Source organism: Plantibacter sp. CFBP 8798 (assembly GCF_014841195.1).
Taxonomy (GTDB): domain Bacteria; phylum Actinomycetota; class Actinomycetes; order Actinomycetales; family Microbacteriaceae; genus Plantibacter; species Plantibacter auratus.
In genome coordinates, this window is record NZ_JACYTS010000001.1 from 181,227 (window position 1) to 200,390 (window position 19,164).

The 19,164-nt window shown below is 66.3% G+C and carries 16 protein-coding genes; 8 read left to right on the forward strand and 8 right to left on the reverse strand.

Annotated features, from left to right (window positions below):
* Positions 1 to 47: 47 nt before the first annotated feature.
* The 5 genes from IFU30_RS00860 (at position 48) to trxA (ending at position 7,338) form a co-directional block, all read left to right on the forward strand.
* Positions 48 to 1,727, forward strand: coding sequence for a DHA2 family efflux MFS transporter permease subunit (locus IFU30_RS00860; RefSeq protein ID WP_192003994.1), 1,680 nt, complete (start codon positions 48 to 50; stop codon positions 1,725 to 1,727).
* A 134-nt stretch (positions 1,728 to 1,861) separates the two neighbouring features.
* A complete protein-coding gene (locus tag IFU30_RS00865) occupies positions 1,862 to 4,201 on the forward strand; it encodes a DUF6049 family protein (RefSeq protein WP_192003995.1) in 2,340 nt (779 codons plus the stop codon).
* Positions 4,194 to 5,810, forward strand: coding sequence for a murein biosynthesis integral membrane protein MurJ (gene murJ, locus IFU30_RS00870; protein WP_192003996.1), 1,617 nt, complete (start codon positions 4,194 to 4,196; stop codon positions 5,808 to 5,810). The genes IFU30_RS00865 and murJ overlap by 8 nt, the downstream gene beginning before the upstream one ends.
* A gap of 151 nt (positions 5,811 to 5,961) precedes the next feature.
* A complete protein-coding gene (gene trxB, locus IFU30_RS00875; RefSeq protein WP_086472471.1) occupies positions 5,962 to 6,972 on the forward strand; it encodes a thioredoxin-disulfide reductase in 1,011 nt (336 codons plus the stop codon).
* A gap of 45 nt (positions 6,973 to 7,017) precedes the next feature.
* Positions 7,018 to 7,338, forward strand: a complete 321-nt coding sequence (gene trxA, locus IFU30_RS00880) for a thioredoxin (protein WP_064294045.1) — start codon at positions 7,018 to 7,020, stop codon at positions 7,336 to 7,338.
* Positions 7,339 to 7,607: 269 nt separating this feature from the next.
* Here trxA and IFU30_RS00885 read toward each other — a convergent pair whose 3' ends face one another.
* From IFU30_RS00885 to rpmH, 8 genes are all read right to left on the reverse strand, one after another.
* Positions 7,608 to 8,666 (reverse strand): ParB/RepB/Spo0J family partition protein, encoded by a 1,059-nt coding sequence (locus tag IFU30_RS00885; RefSeq protein WP_124767830.1) that lies wholly within the window; start codon positions 8,664 to 8,666, stop codon positions 7,608 to 7,610.
* On the reverse strand, positions 8,666 to 9,646 hold the full coding sequence (locus IFU30_RS00890) for a ParA family protein (RefSeq protein ID WP_441005540.1): 981 nt from the start codon (positions 9,644 to 9,646) through the stop codon (positions 8,666 to 8,668). The genes IFU30_RS00885 and IFU30_RS00890 overlap by 1 nt, the downstream gene beginning before the upstream one ends.
* A gap of 2,098 nt (positions 9,647 to 11,744) precedes the next feature.
* Positions 11,745 to 12,386, reverse strand: a complete 642-nt coding sequence (rsmG, locus tag IFU30_RS00895; RefSeq protein WP_192003998.1) for a 16S rRNA (guanine(527)-N(7))-methyltransferase RsmG — start codon at positions 12,384 to 12,386, stop codon at positions 11,745 to 11,747.
* Positions 12,387 to 12,416: 30 nt separating this feature from the next.
* On the reverse strand, positions 12,417 to 12,920 hold the full coding sequence (locus IFU30_RS00900; RefSeq protein ID WP_064294041.1) for a Jag family protein: 504 nt from the start codon (positions 12,918 to 12,920) through the stop codon (positions 12,417 to 12,419).
* An 8-nt stretch (positions 12,921 to 12,928) separates the two neighbouring features.
* Positions 12,929 to 13,912, reverse strand: a complete 984-nt coding sequence (gene yidC / locus IFU30_RS00905) for a membrane protein insertase YidC (RefSeq protein WP_064294040.1) — start codon at positions 13,910 to 13,912, stop codon at positions 12,929 to 12,931.
* 9 nt (positions 13,913 to 13,921) lie between these two features.
* Entirely contained in the window at positions 13,922 to 14,233 is a 312-nt protein-coding gene (gene yidD / locus IFU30_RS00910) for a membrane protein insertion efficiency factor YidD (protein WP_192003999.1), read from the reverse strand.
* The gene (gene rnpA, locus IFU30_RS00915; protein WP_342450780.1) at positions 14,230 to 14,661 is read right to left on the reverse strand and encodes a ribonuclease P protein component; all 432 of its coding nucleotides are present in this window, start codon (positions 14,659 to 14,661) and stop codon (positions 14,230 to 14,232) included. Before rnpA ends, yidD begins: the two co-directional genes overlap by 4 nt.
* On the reverse strand, positions 14,600 to 14,737 hold the full coding sequence (rpmH, locus tag IFU30_RS00920; protein WP_056010217.1) for a 50S ribosomal protein L34: 138 nt from the start codon (positions 14,735 to 14,737) through the stop codon (positions 14,600 to 14,602). The genes rnpA and rpmH overlap by 62 nt, the downstream gene beginning before the upstream one ends.
* 327 nt (positions 14,738 to 15,064) lie before the next feature.
* Between rpmH and dnaA the strand changes: the two genes are divergently transcribed.
* The 3 genes from dnaA to gnd all read left to right on the forward strand — a co-directional run bounded on the left by dnaA (position 15,065) and on the right by gnd (position 19,106).
* Positions 15,065 to 16,486 (forward strand): chromosomal replication initiator protein DnaA, encoded by a 1,422-nt coding sequence (gene dnaA / locus IFU30_RS00925; protein ID WP_192004001.1) that lies wholly within the window; start codon positions 15,065 to 15,067, stop codon positions 16,484 to 16,486.
* Between the two features lie 560 nt (positions 16,487 to 17,046).
* A complete protein-coding gene (gene dnaN / locus IFU30_RS00930) occupies positions 17,047 to 18,198 on the forward strand; it encodes a DNA polymerase III subunit beta (RefSeq protein WP_064294037.1) in 1,152 nt (383 codons plus the stop codon).
* A gap of 17 nt (positions 18,199 to 18,215) precedes the next feature.
* Positions 18,216 to 19,106 carry a phosphogluconate dehydrogenase (NAD(+)-dependent, decarboxylating) gene (gene gnd / locus IFU30_RS00935; protein ID WP_064294036.1) on the forward strand — a complete coding sequence of 297 codons (891 nt, stop codon included), beginning with the start codon at positions 18,216 to 18,218 and terminating at the stop codon, positions 19,104 to 19,106.
* Positions 19,107 to 19,164 lie beyond the last annotated feature (58 nt).

Sequence of the window (19,164 nt, forward strand, 5' to 3'; positions counted from 1 at the left end):
GAGAAGGCGCATAATCAGAATATGCAGCCAGCTGATCGTTTCCGCGCATGACGGAGTCCACGCCTTCCGCGAAGCCTGAGCGCTCGCCGTCGGACCGTCGCAAATGGTTCGGCCTCGTCGTCATCAGCATCGCCGTCGCGCTCATCATCGTCGACTCGACGATCGTCAACGTGGCTATCCCGTCGATCGTCGACGACCTCGGGATCTCCTCGACCCAGGTGCAGTGGGTCCAGGAGTCCTACACGCTCGTCTTCGCCGCACTGCTCATCGTGTTCGGCACGCTCGCCGACCGGTTCGGCCGTCGTCGCATGCTGCTCATCGGCGTCGTGGTCTTCGGCGGAGCCTCCGTCTTCGCCGCCATCGCGCCGACGGGCGACCTCCTGATCCTGTCCCGGGTCATCCAAGGCGTGGGCGGCGCGATGATCCTGCCGACGACCCTCTCCATCATCAACGCGACCTTCCGAGGCCGCGACCGTGCGATCGCCTTCGCGGTCTGGGGCTCCACGATCGGGGGCATGGTGGCGGTCGGTCCGCTCCTCGGCGGCTGGCTCACCACCGACTTCTCCTGGCGCTGGGCGTTCGGGATCAACGTGCCGCTCGGTGTCCTCATCATCGTCGGACTGCTCCTGTTCGTCTCGGAGTCGCGGGAACCCGCGACCGACCGCATCGACGCCGTCGGCGCCGTCCTGTCGATCCTGACGAGCGCGTCCCTCGTCTACGGACTCATCGAGGGCCGGAGTCTCGGGTGGTGGCTCACGGACACCCCGCTCGTCATCGGGGACTGGACCTGGCCGTTCACCCTCTCCCCGGTACCTGTGGCCCTCATGGTCACGGTCGTCGCAGGTGTCGCGTTCGTCCTCTGGGGACGCCACCGGATGCGCCAGGGGCGCAGCACGATCATCGCGTTCTCCCTGTTCTCACTGCCGTCGTTCCGGAACGGCAACATCGCCGCCCTCATCGTCTCGCTGGGGGAGTTCGGCATCATCCTCTCGCTGCCGATCTGGCTCCAGTTCGTCCTCGGCTACAGCGCACTGCAGACCGGTCTGATCCTCCTGGCCCTCGCGATCGGTTCCTTCGTCGCGAGCGGGTTCGCCGGCGCGTTCGGCAACCGGGTCGCACCCGTCCTGATCGTCCGCGTCGGCATCGTCGCGGAGATCATCGGTGTCGCGGGTATCGGGCTGGTCGTCGGGCCGGCGACCGAATGGTTCGCGATCGTGCCGTTCCTGTTCGTCTACGGCTTCGGCGTCGGTCTCGCCACCGCACAGCTGACGGGCGTCGTCCTGAAGGATGTACCCGTCGAGCAGAGCGGCCAGGGCTCCGGGACGCAGAGCACGGCGAGGCAGATCGGCTCGGCACTCGGTATCGCCGTCCTCGGGACCATCCTCTTCGTGAGCACGGCGTCGGTCCTCGACGGACGACTCGAGGACGCCGGTGTACCGAGCGCGCAGCGCGACGCCCTCGTGACGAGTGTCGTCGACAGCTCGGGCGCCGCCATCGCCGGGCTCGACGCGAACCCGGCGACCGCGACGGTCGCCGAGGACGCCAGGATCGCCCTGTCGGACGGCACCCGCTCCGCGGCGTTCGCGGCCGCAGGATTCCTGGCCGTCGGCTTCCTCGCCACCCTGTCGCTCGGCGCCGGGCGCCGGGAGGACCGAGAGGACGAAGCCGGAGCACAAGTGGACGGGACGGACTCCTCCGAGACGTCCGACCCGGCCCCGCGGGCGTAGGACGCGAGGCCGCCTCACACCTCCGCCGACGTCGCATCGGCGTCGTACAGCGCACAAGCATCCAGGTTCGACTGGGAGGCCCCCGTACAATCGTCACCGGACGGCTCCGCCCGAGCGGACCGTCCCCACCGCCCATGACACGCCACCGCCACCGCCCACGCCTCCTCAGCGCCCTCGCAGCAGCCGCGCTGTCGTTCGCCGTGGTGTCCGCCGGCGGATGGTCCACGGGTTCCAGCGCGATCGCCTCGCCCGAGCTGAGCGCGAACACGGCATCGACTCCCGACGGCCTCCTGTCCGTCGAGGTGAGTCCGAGCGACGGGGGAGCGGTCGAACCCTCGTCCCTCACCTCGTTCGGCATCACGCTCACGAACGGCACCGACGCCGATCTCCCCGCCGGCTCCGTGTCCGTGGCGATCACCACGGCGCGGATCACCGGCACGGCGGCGCTCGACGCCTGGCTCGACACGACCGGTGCGGACGCGGCCGCGACCCCCGCCGGCACCACCGTGGTGCGGACGATCGACATCCCCGAGCTCATCGCCGGGCAGCAGTACGTCGTCAGCGGGCTCGACTTCACTCCTCCGGCGCTGGGGTTCGACGACACCGACGCGTGGGGCTCCTACGGCGTCTCAGCCGGCTACGTCGCGGGCGACACGGCGGCCGGCGGTCGGACGGCGCTCGTCTGGCGGGCGCAAGGACAGCCCACGTCAGCCACCGTCGCGCTCGTCGCCCCGCTCACCGTGCCGCTCAGTTACGGCGGACTCCTCGATGCGGACGAACTCACCGAGCTCACGGCCGACGACGGCGCGCTCACGACGCAGCTCGACGCACTCTTCGGCGAGCAGATCGCGCTCGGGATCGACCCACGCATCATCGCGTCCATCCGGGCGCTCGGCACGCGCGCACCGGAGAGCGCCGTCGCCTGGCTCGCCCGCCTCGAGGCCGCTCCGAACGAGACCTTCGCGCTCCAGTACGGCGACGCCGAACCCGCCGTGCAGGCCGAAGCCGGCCTCGACCGACTGCTGACCCCGAGCTCGTTCTCCTTCGCCCTGAACGTCGCCGACTTCCCCGTCGTGCAGCCGACCGAGACGCCCACCCCGACCGCGTCGCCGACCACCGGGCCCGACGACGTCCAGCCGACTCCGCAGGCCGGCTCCTCACCGGCCACGTCCTCCGAACCATCGGCGGCAGCCACTCCGTCGGAGGAACCGGCACCCACACCGAGCCCCTCCGAGACGCCCGGCCAGGCGGTGCCGACCGTTCCGACGATGGACGAGCTCCTCAGGTGGAGTTACTCGCTCCCCAGCATCGTGTGGGCGGGAGGCGCGGTGACCGATGCGGATCTCGCCGTCTTCGCCGCATCGGGCGGAACGGTCACATTGCTCGACTCCGCGAACACGACCGACACCGGACAGTCCGTGCGCGCCTCGACGGCGGTCGGCACGGCGCAGACGCTGCTGGCCGACCACGGCCTCGCCGAGTCACTGGGCGACGCCGCCGCCGCCACGACGGACGCCGCGTTCGAGAGCGCCATCGCCGACGTGAACGCGCGGGCGGCCGCCATCGGCACCGAGGGTTCGTCCGGCGGAACGGTCGTCGCCGTGCTGCCTCGGGGAGTGGACGCGACCCTGCCCGCCCTCGCCGACACCGTGAGCGCGCTCCGCTCCCTGCCGGCCACGACGCAGACCTCCCTGGCGGCGACGCTCGCCGAGCCCCCTGCCGCGGCGACGCTCGGGGCGATGGCACCCGACAGCGAACGCGTGTCCGACGTGCAGGTCCTTCTCGACGAGGAACAGGACGTCACCGCCTTCTCCTCGGTGCTCGACGAACCCGAGCTGCTGACCGGACGGGAGCGCGCCACCCTGCTCTCCAGCCTCGCGGCCGGCTGGCTGCGTACGGAGGGCGACTGGGGATCGGCGGTGACCGCGCAGCAGGAACGGACGGACACGGTCCTCGCGTCGGTGCGCGTCACCGACAGCAGTCGCATCAACATGGTCGGCGGCGAGGTGTCCCTGCCGTTCGCCGTGCGCAATGACCTGCCCTATCCCGTCACCGTGGTCATGGAGGCCTCGCCGAGCAACGGTCGACTGAGCATCTCCGGTTCCGTGACGCAGGAGATCGCCGCGGACTCGCGCGCCACCGTGCTCGTCCCCGTGCAGTCGCAGATCGGCAACGGCGACGTCACCCTCCGTCTGCAACTCTTCAGCACCAGCGGGCAGGCAATCGGCGAACAGTCCTTCGTGGGCGTGAACGTCCGCGCCGACTGGGAGGGCATCGGTGCCGTCGTCCTCGCCCTACTCGTCGCTCTGCTGTTCGTCAGCGGTGTGGTCCGCATGGTGGTGACCCGACGAGCCAAGCGACGCGGCTCGGGTGCCACGTCCGCCGCCCCCACAGATGCTCCGGACAGCGGTCAGCCCCCCGGCGGTGAGCCCCCGGTAGAGTCGTCACCCGGACGACAGGAGACGAATGGCTGACGGCATCGGCAGGGCGAGCGCGCTCCTCGCCTCGGGAACCCTCGTCTCCCGACTGCTCGGCTTCGTCAAGGCGATCCTCGTGGCTCAGGCCATCGGCGTCCTGGTCATCGGCGACACCTTCGCGATCGCCAACCAGCTCCCGAACACGATCTACGTCATCATCGGTGGCGGCGTGCTCAGCGCCGTGCTCGTGCCACAGATCGTCCGTGCGGGGATCCATGCCGACGGTGGCAACGCGTACATCAACAAGCTCGTCACCATCACCCTCGTCTTCATCGGCGGGGCCACCGCGCTCATCACCCTGCTCGCACCCGTGTTCGTGTTCATCGTCGCCGCGACGCTGTCGCCTGATCAATTCGCGCTCGCGACGGCATTCGCCTACTGGTGTCTCCCGCAGATCCTGTTCTACGCGCTCTACACCGTCCTCGGCGAGGTCCTGAACGCACGCAAGATGTTCGGGCCGTTCACCTGGGCACCGGTGCTCAACAACGTCATCGCGATCGCCGGGCTGATCGCCTTCATCACGCTGTACGGCAGCGGCGACCTCGCGGTCAGCGAGTGGACCGACAGTCGAACGGTGCTCCTCGCAGGCTCCGCCACCCTCGGCGTCGTCGTCCAAGCCGCCTTCCTCATGCTGTTCTGGCGTCGGGCCGGACTGCGTTTCCGACCGGACTTCCAGTGGCGAGGCGTCGGCCTCCGGGCCACCGGGCGGATCGCCAGCTGGACCTTCGGCATGCTGCTCCTGACGACCGGTGCGGGGATCGTCGAGACCCAGATCGTCGCTTCCGTGAGCAAGCAGGGACCCTCGGTCGCGATCCTCAACTACGCCTGGCTGATCTTCATGCTCCCGCACTCGATCATCACCGTCTCGATCGCGACGGCCTATTTCACGCGGATGAGCGAGCACGCACAGGGCACACGCGATCGCGGACGGGACATCCCGCGGCTGCAGGCCGACATCTCCGGGGCCATCCGCGTCGTGAGCGTCCTCATCGTGCTCGCAGCGGCCGTCATCATGGTGGTCGCCGTGCCGTTCGGCAGTGTCTTCGCCGAGACGTTCGAACAGGCGCAGGCGATGGGCGGCATCATCATCGCGTTCGTGATCGGACTCGTGCCCTTCTGCATCCTCTTCGTCCTCCAGCGCGCCTTCTACGCCCTCGGAGACACGAAGACACCCTTCTTCTTCACCCTGTTCCAGACCCTCCTGTTCGTCCTCCTGGCGCTGATCGTGCTCCTGGTCCTCCCACCGCATCTGGTGGGTGCCGGCGTCGCGCTCGCCATCACGATCGCGTGCATCGCACAGACCGTTGTCGCCGCACTGCTGCTCCGGCGCCGGCTGGGGGGTCTCGACGGCCGACGTATCGTCCTGAGCCTGGTCCGGTTCATCGCCGCCGCCGTGCCTGCGGCTGTGGTCGGCGTCGTCGTGCTGCTGCTGCTCGGCGGTGTCAGCGAGGAGGGGTTCCCGACCGCCACGATCCCCGGCGCCATCGTCACCATGGGCGTCGTCGGGGCGGCGATGGCCGCCGTGTACCTCGCGGTGCTCGCCCTCCTCCGCACGCCGGAGCTCAAGGCGGCCTTGGCGCCCGTCCTCGCCCGGTTCGGGCGCTGACACCCACGGGTCGACGCCACCTCACGCACACCGGCTGAGAGCTGCCCGAGGCGCCGGGGGGAGCGGAATAGCGGCCGGTTAGGATGTGTTACACCACTCGGAACCCCGGAACCCACCTGGTCCGGGAGCCCACGAACCACTGAGGAGCATCGTGCGTCAGGTCATCATCATCGGATCAGGACCCGCCGGCTACACGGCGGCGATCTACGCTGCCCGCGCCTCGCTGCAGCCGCTGCTCGTGGCGTCATCGGTCGAGGCCGGCGGCGAGCTCATGAACACCACCGAGATCGAGAACTTCCCCGGCTTCCCCGAGGGCATCCAGGGCCCCGAGCTCATGATGAAGCTCCAGGAGCAGGCAGAGCGGTTCGGCACCGAGGTCCTCTACGACGACGTCACCGAGCTCAAGCTCGACGGCGACGTCAAGACGGTCACCCTCGGCAACGGACAGGTGCACGAGGCCCACACCGTGATCTTCGCCACCGGCTCCGCCTACCGCAAGCTCGGCCTGCACGACGAAGAGCGACTCTCCGGCCACGGTGTGTCCTGGTGCGCCACCTGCGACGGCTTCTTCTTCAAGGAGAAGACGATCGCGGTCATCGGCGGCGGCGACAGCGCCATGGAGGAGGCCACCTTCCTCACGCGGTTCGCGTCGAAGGTGTACGTCATCCACCGCAAGGACACCCTGCGCGCGTCGAAGATCATGCAGGACCGTGCGTTCGCGAACGAGAAGATCGAGTTCATCTGGAACAGCGAAGTCGCCGGCATCACCGGCGCCGACGCGGTCGACGGCGTGACGCTGCGCTCGACCACCGACGGCACCGAGACACACCTGCCGCTCGGTGGCCTCTTCATCGCGATCGGCAACGACCCGCGCACGCACCTCATCCACGGCCAGCTGGAGCTCGCCCCCGAGGGCACGATCGCCGTCAAGGGCCGCTCGTCGAAGACCAACCTCCCCGGCGTCTTCGCCGCGGGCGACGTCATCGACCCCACGTACCGACAGGCCATCACCGCAGCCGGCAGCGGCACCATCGCCGCCCTCGACGCGGAGCACTACCTCGCAGACCTCGAGCAGGCTGCTGGGGAAGCGTCGGCCATCGGCGAAGCGCAGACGGCCGGTCGTCCGCAGCCGGCCGACCCCGTGCTCACCACCACCGTTTGATCGACGGCCAGGCTGTCGGCCTGGCCACCACGAAGGAGAACACTCATGTCAGATGCAGTCACCGAGGCCACGTTCGACGAACTGGTCATCAACAGCGACAAGCCCGTCCTCGTCGACTTCTGGGCCGCCTGGTGCGGTCCGTGTCGCGCGGTCGGCCCGATCCTCGACACGATCGGCTCCGAGAACAGCGACAAGATCACCGTTCTCAAGCTGAACGTCGACGAGAACCCGAACCTGGCCATGAAGTACCAGATCACCTCCATCCCCGCGATGAAGGTCTTCAAGGGTGGCGAGGTCGTGCAGACCGTCATCGGCGCCAAGCCGAAGGCCGCACTCGAGAAGGATCTCGCGGCTTTCCTCGCCTGATCAGGTTTTTCTGAACCACGGAACCGCCCGGCTCATCTGAGCCGGGCGGTTTTTCGCTGTCGAGCGAGTTTCACGTGAAACACCCCGAATTGTCGCTTTGATCAGGGGTTATCAATCACAGTGCACCCGCACCGCGCTTCGAAGAGCTCCGTAGCCGAGATGGGGTGGCTGTCCGCCAATCCACGGATTCCACCGCTTTGGTCCCTGAGCTTGGCGAAGCGCATACGGGACCCCGCGGCCGAACGGCCCATGTTTCACGTGAAACAGCGTCAGGAAGACTGACCGAATCCTGACTCGCCAAGCTCGCTCAGAATGCGGTTGAGGTCGGCGATGGTCGCGAACTCCACGACCATCTGTCCCTTCTTCGCACCGAGCGTCACCTTCACGCGGGTGTTCAGGCGGTCGCCGAGGCGGTCTGCGATCTCATCGAGTTGTCCGCGTCGCGATCCGGCCACCGGACGCGGCTTCTTCGCCTGAACGCCCTGAGCCGCAGCAGCCTCGGCCGCGCGAACCGACAGGTCCTCGTTCACGATCTTGTCGGCCAAGCGCTGCTGTGCCTCAGGATCGGTCAGCGACAGGATGGCGCGAGCATGTCCGGCGCTCAGCACACCGGCCGCGACGCGCTGCTGCACGGCCGCCGGCAGCTTGAGCAGGCGGATGGTGTTGCTGATCTGAGGGCGGGAACGACCGATGCGGTTTGCAAGCTCGTCCTGGGTGATTCCGAAGTCGGCCAGGAGCTGCTGGTATGCAGAAGCCTCCTCGAGCGGATTCAGCTCCGAGCGGTGCAGGTTCTCGAGCAGCGCATCGCGCAACATGTCTTCGTCGGCGGTGTCCTTGATGATCGCGGGGATGCGGTCGAGACCCACCTCCTTGGAGGCGCGTAGACGGCGCTCACCCATGATGAGTTCGTATCGTTCGTCGTCGCCAGGGATCGGTCGGACCACGATCGGCTGCAGCACGCCCACCTCACGGATGCTCGTGACGAGTTCGGCGAGGTGGTCCTCATCGAAGACCGTGCGCGGCTGGTTGGCGTTCGGCACGATCAGTTCGGGGGAGAGGTACGCCAGCCGGGCACCGGGGACGGCCACGAGCTGCGGCCCATCTGTCGTGGGCGCAGCGGCGTCCGGTGCAGTGGGCGCGTCGGCTGCCGCCGCCTCTGCTGCTGCGGCGTCCGCGGCAGCAGTAGCCGCGTCCTTCGCCGCCTTGCGGGCAGTGCCCTGGTTGTCGGGGAAGAAGACGTCGACGGGACGGTTCGCCTGCGAGTCTGAACTCGTCGTCGGAATGAGTGCTCCGATCCCGCGACCGAGTCCAGTTCGTTTCGTTGCCATCAGTGACTGACTCCCTCAGGGTGGTTCGTATTGGGTGTATCGGAGGAGCCTGCGGCCCATCGGTTGGCGATCTCCGCCGCTGCTTCGAGATAGGACACCGCGCCGAGTGACGTGGGGTCGTAGCTGATGACGCTCTGCCCGAAGCTGGGGGCTTCGGAGATGCGCACCGCTCGTGGGATGACCGACTCGAGGACCTGCCCGGTGAAGTGGTCTCGGACGTCCTGGGCCACCTGCTGCGCGAGGTTGGTGCGCCCGTCGTACATCGTTAGGAGAATGGTGCTGACGGCGAGCCCTGGGTTCAGGTGCCGCTGGATCAGCTGGATGCTACTGAGGAGCTGACTCAAGCCCTCGAGCGCGTAGTACTCGCACTGGATCGGGATGAGTACCTCTTTGGCCGCGACGAAGGCATTGATCGTCAGGAGGCCGAGGGACGGCGGGCAGTCGATCAGGACGTAGTGGAACGGCTCTTCGGCGTCCTGGATGAACTGTTCGAGCGCCGTGCGGAGTCGGTGCTCACGCGCGACCTGTGACACGAGTTCGATCTCCGCGCCGGCGAGATGGATCGTCGAGGGAGCGCAGAACAGCGTGGGGAACTCGGGGCTCTGCTGGACGACATCGGCCAGGGGGAAGTCGTCGATCAGGACGTCGTAGACACTCGGGACGTCCGAGTGATGCTCGACACCGAGTGCAGTTGACGCGTTCCCCTGGGGATCCAGGTCGATCACGAGGACACGAGCGCCCGAACGAGCGAGGGCGGCGCCGATGTTGACGGTGGTCGTCGTCTTGCCGACTCCACCCTTCTGGTTGGAGACCGTGAAGACCCGAGTGTGGTCGGGCGTCGGCAGGGTTGCGTGAGCCAAGGCTTTACGCCTCTCAGTCAGATGGTGGAGCTCGCGAGCCAACGGCGTGGACGCGTCGAAGGCGCTACCAACGGAGTCGCGCTCGGGAGCCGCGGAATGCGTTGGTTCGGGTTGTTTCACGTGAAACCTTCTTGCTCGAAACGTGTCCTTCAACCGTACCAGCGTGGGCTGACGCCAGGGGAGCGATCTCCGACAGTGATCGGGGGAGTGCGTACGGACGGAGGCCCTCGAGCGCCGTTTTGCGACACCCGCATATCTTCGAACGTCCCGGATGGTGCCCAGAAGGGACACCTCCCCCTCCTGCGTCCACAGGGTTATCCACAGGGCACCGGCGTGGCCGATCCCGCGCAACTGCGCGAGCCCCAGGCGTGCAGGTCGATGCTGGTCAGATCAACCCGAGACGAGACCGGCGGACATGTGTTGACAACCATGTGGGAGGTTGCTCTGCAATCAGGCGGAGATCCGCGTTTTTCCGCGGAAGTTCGTACCCGCGCGTCCCACTCCGGGCCCGGCACGTCCGGGCTCTCGCCCCGGTCCGAGTTGGCCACAGTGCGGTGGTGGGCCGGGCGGGGGCCCTTCTTCGCAGAGGATCACCAGTTCCTGCGGTTGCGCGCCAGAACTGTCCACAGAGTTATCCACAGGCCCCAGTCCCACACGCTCGTATGGTGGAGAGTTGCACAACAGGCACGAGTCCGCGCCAACGTTTCACGTGAAACCGAGACGTCGCGCACGCCGAGCCGTCGGACGGCTCATATCGATAGGCGTCTTCGCAGCCCCTGGCCACAGCCCGCAATCCGCCTCACCGGTGTGATCCCACACTGGGGGAGCGGTATCGACGAAGTATCACGCAACCGGTCCGATCTCACACCCGGTCCGTCGTACCCGGCCGCTGTTTCACGTGAAACCCTCTCGACAGGACCAACGCAACCGATGGGTGTGATCTCGAGCGCAAGCCAGCCTGCTACCGCGCACTGTGCTCGTCGAACTCAACTCGTCTGCACCACCGCGTAACAGCCACGCAGGAGCAGAACGCCACCCATGTTCCACGTGAAACATCGAACACCGCGCCGGTCCCGGCACGACGGCCTCCCTGGGCGTGCACGCACTGAGTGAACTGGATCACACGACTCCAGGCCGACAGGAACCACTCCTGAGAACGAAGGACTCCAGCGAGTGGCATCGCTCCCACGTTCCACGTGAAACGTCCCGCAATTTCACACTTCCGGCGGCAAGCACGCTCCGCCGAGGCTATCTGGGTGCATAATCATGCATCGTCGATCGGGAATACGCCTGCTCCTTCCAAGCTCACAGGAGTCACGAGTACGACCTCCGCAGTGCCGGCGCACTTCGACACATCGTTACGCAGAGTGGGCGCCGTGCACGGTACCTCGCCGCCGGGAGAGCGCGGAGTAGCAGCACGGCGTGCTCCGATGTGAACGCACTGCACCGCGCCAGAACCTCCTAGAACGGGGCGCCCTCGACGCACGCGATAGCGGTAGGCAGATCATCCTCTGCTTCTCCGGCCGGCAAATCACCCAGCACCTCAGACAGCACCGACCCGACGGTGGACATGAGCCTGCCAACGGTCGGGCGCCAGTCGGCCCGCAGGCACCTGAGGAACTGGCGAAATCCGCATCTCGCAGCAGGTCTCCAACGACAGGTCCGCCACGTGATGCACCACCGCGAGTCCGTTGAACGTGTGGGACGGGAACGGGGCGATGCATCTTCCCTGCAACCAAGGAAAGCCTCGGGACCACAGATCCCCGACAAGCCCGACCGGATCACCAACCTGGGAGGTCCACCGTTGCCACCCGCACTCGTCCATCATCTCCGAAAAGGCAGCTAGCTGGCCGGCCACCGCGCACAACAGCATGGACGTCTGGGTGCGCCGACCACCGGAGCGCGGAGCATCGCCGCCCGTCGATCGCGGTGCCGGCGCCGCGTCACAAGACTGGGGCTACAGGCCAAGTGAAGAACATATATGAGATACCAGAAGCATTACCGCTGGCAAACGTCAGAAAACACTCGAATCCGGCCCACCCGGCACCCCAGATTCGTGTCAAATTAGACCGGAGAATCGTTCCTGACGAACTCAGGACCTCTGAATTGGCCGCAGGTTCCGGGCCGGTTCGTCAGGAGCCATTCTCCCGAGAGCTCGCAAGCCGCGGAAGATTGTCTGCGGTGCCCCTCGCGGAGGCCCGAGCGTTCCCGACTGACCTCAGCCGCGGACGGTTCCCACGATGACTCGGGTCGGCTCCGCGAGAACGCCCTCGCCAAGCGTTCGAGCCTCGACACCGGAGACCCGGTACTTGCGAAGCTCCTTGGTCGATGCATCGACCTCCGCCTGCGCGCCGGCACCCTTCATGAGGACCAGCTCTCCGCCGTCCCGAAGCAGGGGAGCGGTGAGGGGGAGCAACTTGCGGAGCGCACTGACCGCGCGCGCGGTCACCTGGTCGAGGGGCTCATCAAGACGAACCTCCTCAGCGCGCGCTCGCACGACGGTGACGTTCTCGAGCCCGAGGACTCCGACCTGATCGTTGAGCCAGGCGACTCGACGTTCCATCGGCTCGATGAGCACGAACTCGACGTCCGGCCGGGCGATCGCGAGGACCAGTCCAGGCAGCCCCGCGCCAGTGCCGACATCCCCAACTCTGCCGGGACGAAGGAGCGGAGCCACAATCACGCTGTTGAGGATGTGGCGCGTCCAGAGACGCGGAAGCTCCAGGGGCCCGATCAGCCCGAGTGGCTCACCGAACTCCGCCAGGTTCGCGGCGAATGCACGACCGACATCGATCCGGTCACCGAACAACTCGGACGCTTCCGCCGGTTCCGGTTCGAGTCCTGCAGGCACGTCAGTCATCGCAGTTTCACGTGAAACGATCAGGCCGCGTCAGCCGCGGGTGATGACGGTGTGACGGTCGCGGCCTTCGCCGTGCGACTCGGACACGAAGCCGCGAGCCGACACGATGTCGTGGACGAGCTTGCGCTCGTAGCTCGACATCGGGGGGAGTGCCGCCTCGGTGGAACCAGCCTCGATGCGCTCGACCGCTCGCTCCACGAGGGCGCCGAGCTCCTGCTGACGCGCTTCGCGGGATCCGCCGATGTCGAGGATGAGCCGGGAGAAGCCACCGGTGCGGTTCTGAACAGCCAGGCGGGTCAGCTCCTGCAGCGCGTTGACCGTGTCGGGACGCGAGAGGAGACGCAGGTTGCTCTCCGTGGGGGAGTCGATCGACACGTACGCACGACCATTGCGGGCATCGATGTCGATGTCGCCATCGATGTCGCAGATGTCGAGGAACTCTTCGATGTAGTCCGCTGCGACGTCGCCCTCTTCTTCGAGCTGCGTGATGGTGGGTGCTTCGTCCTGGGCCGGGGCCAGTTCCTGGTCAGTCACCGATACTCCTACTTGTCTCGTCCGTCGGTCTGCTGCTTCTTCGCACGCGCCTTGCCCATGGGCTGCTGGCGCTGCGTCGGGGTCTTCTTCTCGGGTACCGGCGCCTCGGAGATCGAGATGACGTCGCCGTTCGGCGTCATGAGCTTGCCCTTCCGCGCGAGACGCTCCTCCCGAGCCTTCGCAGCGTCGGAACCAGGCGTCGGCATGTTCCGGATGACGAGGAACTGCTGCACCATCGTCCACGCGTTAGACGTCAGCCAGTAGAACATGACGCCGAGCGGGAAGGCGAAGCCGGAGAAGAGGAACACGAACGGCAGGATGTAGAGGAGGATCCGCTGCTGCTTGAACTGCGGGCTGGCCTTCGTCTCGGCCGACATGTTCTTCGACACGATCTGCAGCTGCGTGATGAACTGCGACGCGCACATGAGGATGACCATGACGGCGGCGATGATGACGACCGCCCAGTTGACCGGGTTGCCGGCGAGTGCCGCCTGCATGCTCGTGTGCAGCGGAGCGATCCCGAACAGGTTCGCGTCGCCGAACTGCACGGCGAGGGTCTCGTTCAGGGGACCGACGCCGGCCTTGCTCTTCTGGGCGTCGTTGAGCACGGAGAACAGGGCGAAGAAGATCGGCATCTGGACGAGCAGCGGCAGACAACCGCTGACGGGGGAGGTGCCGTGCTTCTTGTACAGCTCCATCGTCTCGCGGGACATCGCCTCACGGCTGGCCTGGTCGCGCTTGCCCTTGTACTTCTCCTGCACCTTCTTCATCTGCGGCGCGATCTCAAGCATCTTGCGCTGGCTCTTGATCTGCTTGATGAACAGCGGGATGAGTGCCGCACGGACGACCAGGACGAGCCCGACGATCGAGAGCACCCAGGTGAGACCGGCCGCGGGGTCGAGTCCGATGGCCGTCCACAGCAGGTGCCAGCCCACGAGGAGCAGCTCGACCGCCCACTTGAGCGGCCAGAGAATTGTGCCGATGATGTCCATAGGTGCGGGTCAGCCCTTTCCGTGGCTCGGTTGCACGACAAATCCGTGAGAAGTGACGCTGTACCGGAAGTTCTTCTTGGGCGGTACCTCGTCGAAACGAGGTGCTGCCCAGGGGTGGCATCTCGCGATGCGCGCCGCTGCCATCGCCGAACCGACGACGACACCGTGTTGCTGCACCGCTCCCAGAGCGTACGCGGAACAGCTGGGGTAATACCGGCAGACGTCGCCGTACAGCGGGGAGATCGCGGCGCGATACCCGCGAAGCGCCAGCACCGCAGCATTGCGGGGCGCGAGGCAGGTGGCAGCGATGACGCCGTTCATCGGTGCGCGTCCGCAGCCTCGGCGACGACGCCGCGTTTGGCGAAGGCTCGATCGACCTCGGCATGGAGCGAGGCGAACGGAGCCGTCGCTGCAGACGGCAGCGCACGGATGACCACGTCAGCGCCGCGGGCAGCGTGAACGACGCTGTCGTGGCAGATGGCCTTCAAGCGACGTCTGACGAGATTGCGGGTCACTGCGTTTCCGACCGTTTTCGCAACGATGAACCCGAAGCGCGGCTGTCCGCCCTTCGGGTTCATGCGTACGTACGTGACCGTGTGCTCGCCGACGAACCGGGACCCGCGACGAACTACCCCTCGGTAGTCGTCGCCGGACGTGATCCGGCTCGCACGCTCGAGCACGACGGCTCTACGCGGAGAGTTCAGTGCGGCCCTTGGCGCGACGAGCCGACAGGATGCCGCGGCCGGCACGCGTGCGCATGCGCAGACGGAAGCCGTGCTTCTTGGCGCGACGACGGTTGTTCGGCTGGAAGGTTCTCTTGCTCATAATTACGATCTCCGGATCATGACCCACCACTGCACAGGTGGCAGCAGGGTACGGAAGGGTGCCCGTGGGCAGAAGTCAACTGATTAAACCTACGGTCTACTCGCGCGAAGGTCAAACCGGCGGCGCCCAAACGAATGATTATCCACAGGATTCTCAGAAATTGTAGCAGTGACACGCAGGGCGGCCGTACAGTGATTTGGGACTGGGGCGACGTGTTGTTAGCGTAAGCCCTCGGGTTATGCACAGCGTGTGGATAGCACCGCGCTCAGCCCCGAATACTCAGGGGAGAGCCTGTGGATGAACCTGTGAGTATGTGTGGGGAGAACTATGTCGGACGCCGACGATGCGATCGCTGAGACCTGGCAATCGGTGCTCGAGATCCTCTCCGTCGACGACCGCATCACCCCGCCACTCCGCGGGTTCCTCAACCTCATCGTCCCCAAGGGCATCATGGGCGGCACCTTCTACCTGGAGGTGCCCAACGAGTTCACGATGGGCATGCTCAACCAGCGCATGCGGGCACCGATCCTCGCCGCACTCGCGTCCATCGTCGACGGCGGTCCCGTCGGCAACTACGCGATCGTCGTCAACCCCGACATCGTCGAGGAACGGTACGAGCAGACCGGCTTCCAGCACATCGACCCGGCGCCGCTCGAGTCACCGCAGCCGCAGCTGACCCCGATGCCCACGCTGCCGGCGCGCGAGAACGACACCCGACTCAACCCGAAGTACAGCTTCGACAACTTCGTCATCGGCCAGTCCAACCGGTTCGCGCACGCGGCCGCGGTGGCCGTGGCTGAAGCGCCGGCCAAGGCCTACAACCCGCTGTTCGTGTACGGCGACTCCGGGCTCGGCAAGACCCACCTCCTCCACGCCATCGGCCACTACGCGATGAACCTCTACGCGGGGATCCGCGTCCGGTACGTGTCCAGCGAGGAGTTCACGAACGACTTCATCAACTCGATCGCCAACAACCGCGGCTCGTTCTTCCAGTCGCGGTACCGCGACATCGACATCCTGCTGATCGACGACATCCAGTTCCTCCAGGGCAAGGCGGAGACGCAGGAGGCGTTCTTCCACACCTTCAACACCCTCCACGATCACAACAAGCAGGTGGTCATCACCAGCGACCTGCCGCCGAAGGCACTCACCGGCTTCGAAGAGCGGATGCGTTCACGCTTCGAGTGGGGACTCATCACCGACGTCCAGGCTCCCGACCTCGAGACCCGCATCGCGATCCTGCGCAAGAAGGCGCAGAACGAGAAGCTGCACATCCCGGACGAGGTCCTCGAGTTCATCGCCACCAAGGTGTCGAGCAACATCCGTGAGCTGGAGGGCACGCTCATCCGGGTCGTCGCGTTCGCGAGCCTGAACCGGACCGCTGTCGACATGACGCTGGCCCAGACGGTGCTGAAGGACGTCATCAGCCTCGACGACGACAACGTCATCTCGCCGATCGACATCATCAACACCACGGCCGACTACTTCAAGCTCTCGGTCGACGACCTGTACGGCTCGAGTCGGTCGCAGGCCGTGGCGACGGCGCGGCAGATCGCGATGTACCTCTGTCGCGAGCTCACGAACCTCTCGCTCCCGAAGATCGGTCAGCTGTTCGGCAACCGGGACCACACGACGGTCATGTACGCCAACCGGAAGATCACCGACCTCATGCAGGAGAAGCGCTCGATCTACAACCAGGTGACCGAGCTCACGAGCCGCATCAAGCAGAACCTCCGCTACGGCGCCTGACCCCTGTTCGCTCACTGAGCCTCACTCGGTCACTGAGCTTGTCGAAGGGCCCTCGACAGGCTCGGGGACCGGGGAACCGCTACGGCGCCTGAGGCGTCCTGATGAACGTTTCCGGCCCCTCGACGCACTCGGTGCGCTCGAGGGGCCGATTTCGTTCATCAGGCGACGACGAGCGCTCATTCGACGACATGATCCGCGTCCGATCTGTCCACATTCCGGCCTCGCAGCCCTGTGGATAACCTGTGGAGGGATGTGGAAGCTCCGGGCACGCTTGTGAGTGAACACCGTTCACCCGCCTCCGCGTCCCACACCCTCGCGTCGTTCTCTCCACAGGCTGCCACCAAGTTACACACATGTAGTTCCCTGTGTTCGAGCGGGTTCGGCGGACTTATCCACAGTTTCCACACCGGTTAAGACTGTTAACCGTTAATTCAATGATCTCTCCGCCAAACAACCTTTCCCCAGGCTTGCTTCTCCACAGCACCTCGTCCCACCCGACCTCGGAAGCAGACCCACTAGCATTGGTGACGTCATCGAGAGCCAGAGACAGGGGACTTGTCGTGCGATTCAGCGTCAACCGGGATGTATTCAGCGAAGCCGTCTCGTTCGCAGTGAAGCTGCTCCCGCAGCGCCCGACGCTGCCGATCCTGAACGGCATCCTCATCGAAGCCGGTGACGATGGTCTCATCCTGTCCTCCTTCGACTACGAGGTTTCCAGCCAGACCGGCATCGCGGCCGAGGTCGAGGAGGCCGGCACGGCACTCGTCAACGGTCGGCTGCTCTCGGAGATCGCCAGCCGCCTTCCGAACGCGCCCGTCCGGTTCAGCAAGGTCGAGAACCGCATCGAGGTCACCTGTGGTTCTGCCCGGTTCACGCTCGGATCGATGCCCGTCGAGGAGTACCCGACGATCCCTCAGGTCGACGCCGACTTCGGCCTCGTGCCTGCCGATGAGTTCGCCACCGCAGTGAGCCAGGTCGCCGTCGCCGCAAGCCGCGACGACGTGACCCCGGTCATCACCGGCGTGCAGCTCGAGGTCTCCAAGACGAGCCTCAGCCTCGTCGCGACCGACCGCTACCGCGTCGCGGTCCGCGAGATCGACTGGGACTCGGGCCAGGGCGACGGTTCCAGCGAGACGATCACCGCCCTCGTGCCGGCCCGCACGCTCCAGGAGGTCGGCAAGACCTTCGGCCACAGCGGCAACATCAACGTCGCGATCACGAATCGTGACGACCGCGAGCTCATCGCGTTCCGGGCCGACCGCAAGACGGTCACCTCGCTGCTGATCAAGGGCAACTTCCCGCCGGTCAAGCGGCTCTTCCCCGAGACGACCGACAACTACGCGATCATCAACACCGCGGAACTCATCGAGGCGACCAGGCGTATGTCGCTCGTCCTCGAGCGCGAAGCGGCCCTCCGCTTCACCTTCACCATCGACGGCCTCACGCTCGAAGCCGTCGGATCCGAGCAGGCGCAGGCATCCGAGGGCATCGACGCCCTCCTCACCGGCGACGACATCGTGCTCTCCCTCAAGCCGCAGTTCCTGATCGACGGTCTGACCGCGGTCCGGAGCGAGTACGTGCGGTTCTCGTTCACGAAGACGGAGAACACGAACAAGCCGGGACCCATGCTCATCACGAGCCAATCCTCCAAGGATCAGCCGGGTGCCGACAGCTACAAGTACCTGCTGCAGCCGAACCTGCTGCTGCGCTGACACGCAAAGGATCCACCATGCACATCGGTCTCGTCGGTCTCGGCAAGATGGGCAACAACATGCGCACGCGTCTGCGTGCGAACGGCATCGAGGTCACCGGTTTCGACCGGAACCCCGATGTCACCGACGTCGCGACGATCAGCGACCTCGTCGCTGCGCTCCCGGCACCTCGCACGGTCTGGGTCATGGTCCCCGCCGGGGCCATCACCGACTCCGTGGTCGAGGAGCTGAACGGCCTGCTCGAGGCCGGCGACCTGATCATCGACGGCGGCAACAGCCGCTTCACGGACGACTTCAAGCACGCTGAGCTGCTGTCGGCGAAGGGCATCGACTACATCGATGCCGGCGTCTCCGGCGGTGTCTGGGGTGTCGACAACGGCTACGGCCTCATGGTCGGCGGTTCCAAGGAACAGGTGGAGCGGGTCATGCCCGTCTTCGACGCCTTGCGTCCTGAAGGCCCGCGCGATGAGGGCTTCGTCCACGTCGGAGAGGTCGGCGCCGGCCACTACGCGAAGATGGTGCACAACGGCATCGAGTACGCGCTCATGCAGGCGTACGCCGAGGGCTTCGAGCTCCTCGACAAGCGCGAGGACATCATCAAGGACGTGCCCGGCACCTTCAAGGCCTGGCAGCGCGGCACCGTCGTGCGGTCCTGGCTGCTCGAGCTCCTCGTCCGCGCCCTCGAGGAGGACCCGGACTTCGAGCAGATCGAGGGCTACGTCGAGGACTCGGGCGAGGGCCGCTGGACGATCGAGGAGGCCATCGCGAACGCGGTGCCCGTCCCGACCATCTCGGCATCGATCTTCGCCCGCTTCGTGTCGCGCCAGGAGGACTCGCCGGCCATGAAGGCGGTCGCCGCACTTCGCAACCAGTTCGGCGGTCACGCGGTCAAGAAGGCCGACGACTGACGACACGACGTCTCCTGACGAACGAAATCGACCCTCCCGGAGCCTTCCGCTTCGCTGG

What these genes read in the sequence shown, in the direction of transcription:
- IFU30_RS00860 (WP_192003994.1), top strand. Translation starts at nt 48, where the DNA reads ATGACGGAGTCCACGCCTTCCGCGAAGCCTGAGCGCTCGCCGTCGGAC.
- IFU30_RS00865 (WP_192003995.1), top strand. Translation starts at nt 1,862, where the DNA reads ATGACACGCCACCGCCACCGCCCACGCCTCCTCAGCGCCCTCGCAGCA.
- murJ (WP_192003996.1), top strand. Translation starts at nt 4,194, where the DNA reads ATGGCTGACGGCATCGGCAGGGCGAGCGCGCTCCTCGCCTCGGGAACC.
- trxA (WP_064294045.1), top strand. Translation starts at nt 7,018, where the DNA reads ATGTCAGATGCAGTCACCGAGGCCACGTTCGACGAACTGGTCATCAAC.
- IFU30_RS00885 (WP_124767830.1), bottom strand. Translation starts at nt 8,666, where the DNA reads ATGGCAACGAAACGAACTGGACTCGGTCGCGGGATCGGAGCACTCATT.
- rsmG (WP_192003998.1), bottom strand. Translation starts at nt 12,386, where the DNA reads ATGACTGACGTGCCTGCAGGACTCGAACCGGAACCGGCGGAAGCGTCC.
- yidC (WP_064294040.1), bottom strand. Translation starts at nt 13,912, where the DNA reads ATGGACATCATCGGCACAATTCTCTGGCCGCTCAAGTGGGCGGTCGAG.
- yidD (WP_192003999.1), bottom strand. Translation starts at nt 14,233, where the DNA reads ATGAACGGCGTCATCGCTGCCACCTGCCTCGCGCCCCGCAATGCTGCG.
- rpmH (WP_056010217.1), bottom strand. Translation starts at nt 14,737, where the DNA reads ATGAGCAAGAGAACCTTCCAGCCGAACAACCGTCGTCGCGCCAAGAAG.
- dnaA (WP_192004001.1), top strand. Translation starts at nt 15,065, where the DNA reads ATGTCGGACGCCGACGATGCGATCGCTGAGACCTGGCAATCGGTGCTC.
- gnd (WP_064294036.1), top strand. Translation starts at nt 18,216, where the DNA reads ATGCACATCGGTCTCGTCGGTCTCGGCAAGATGGGCAACAACATGCGC.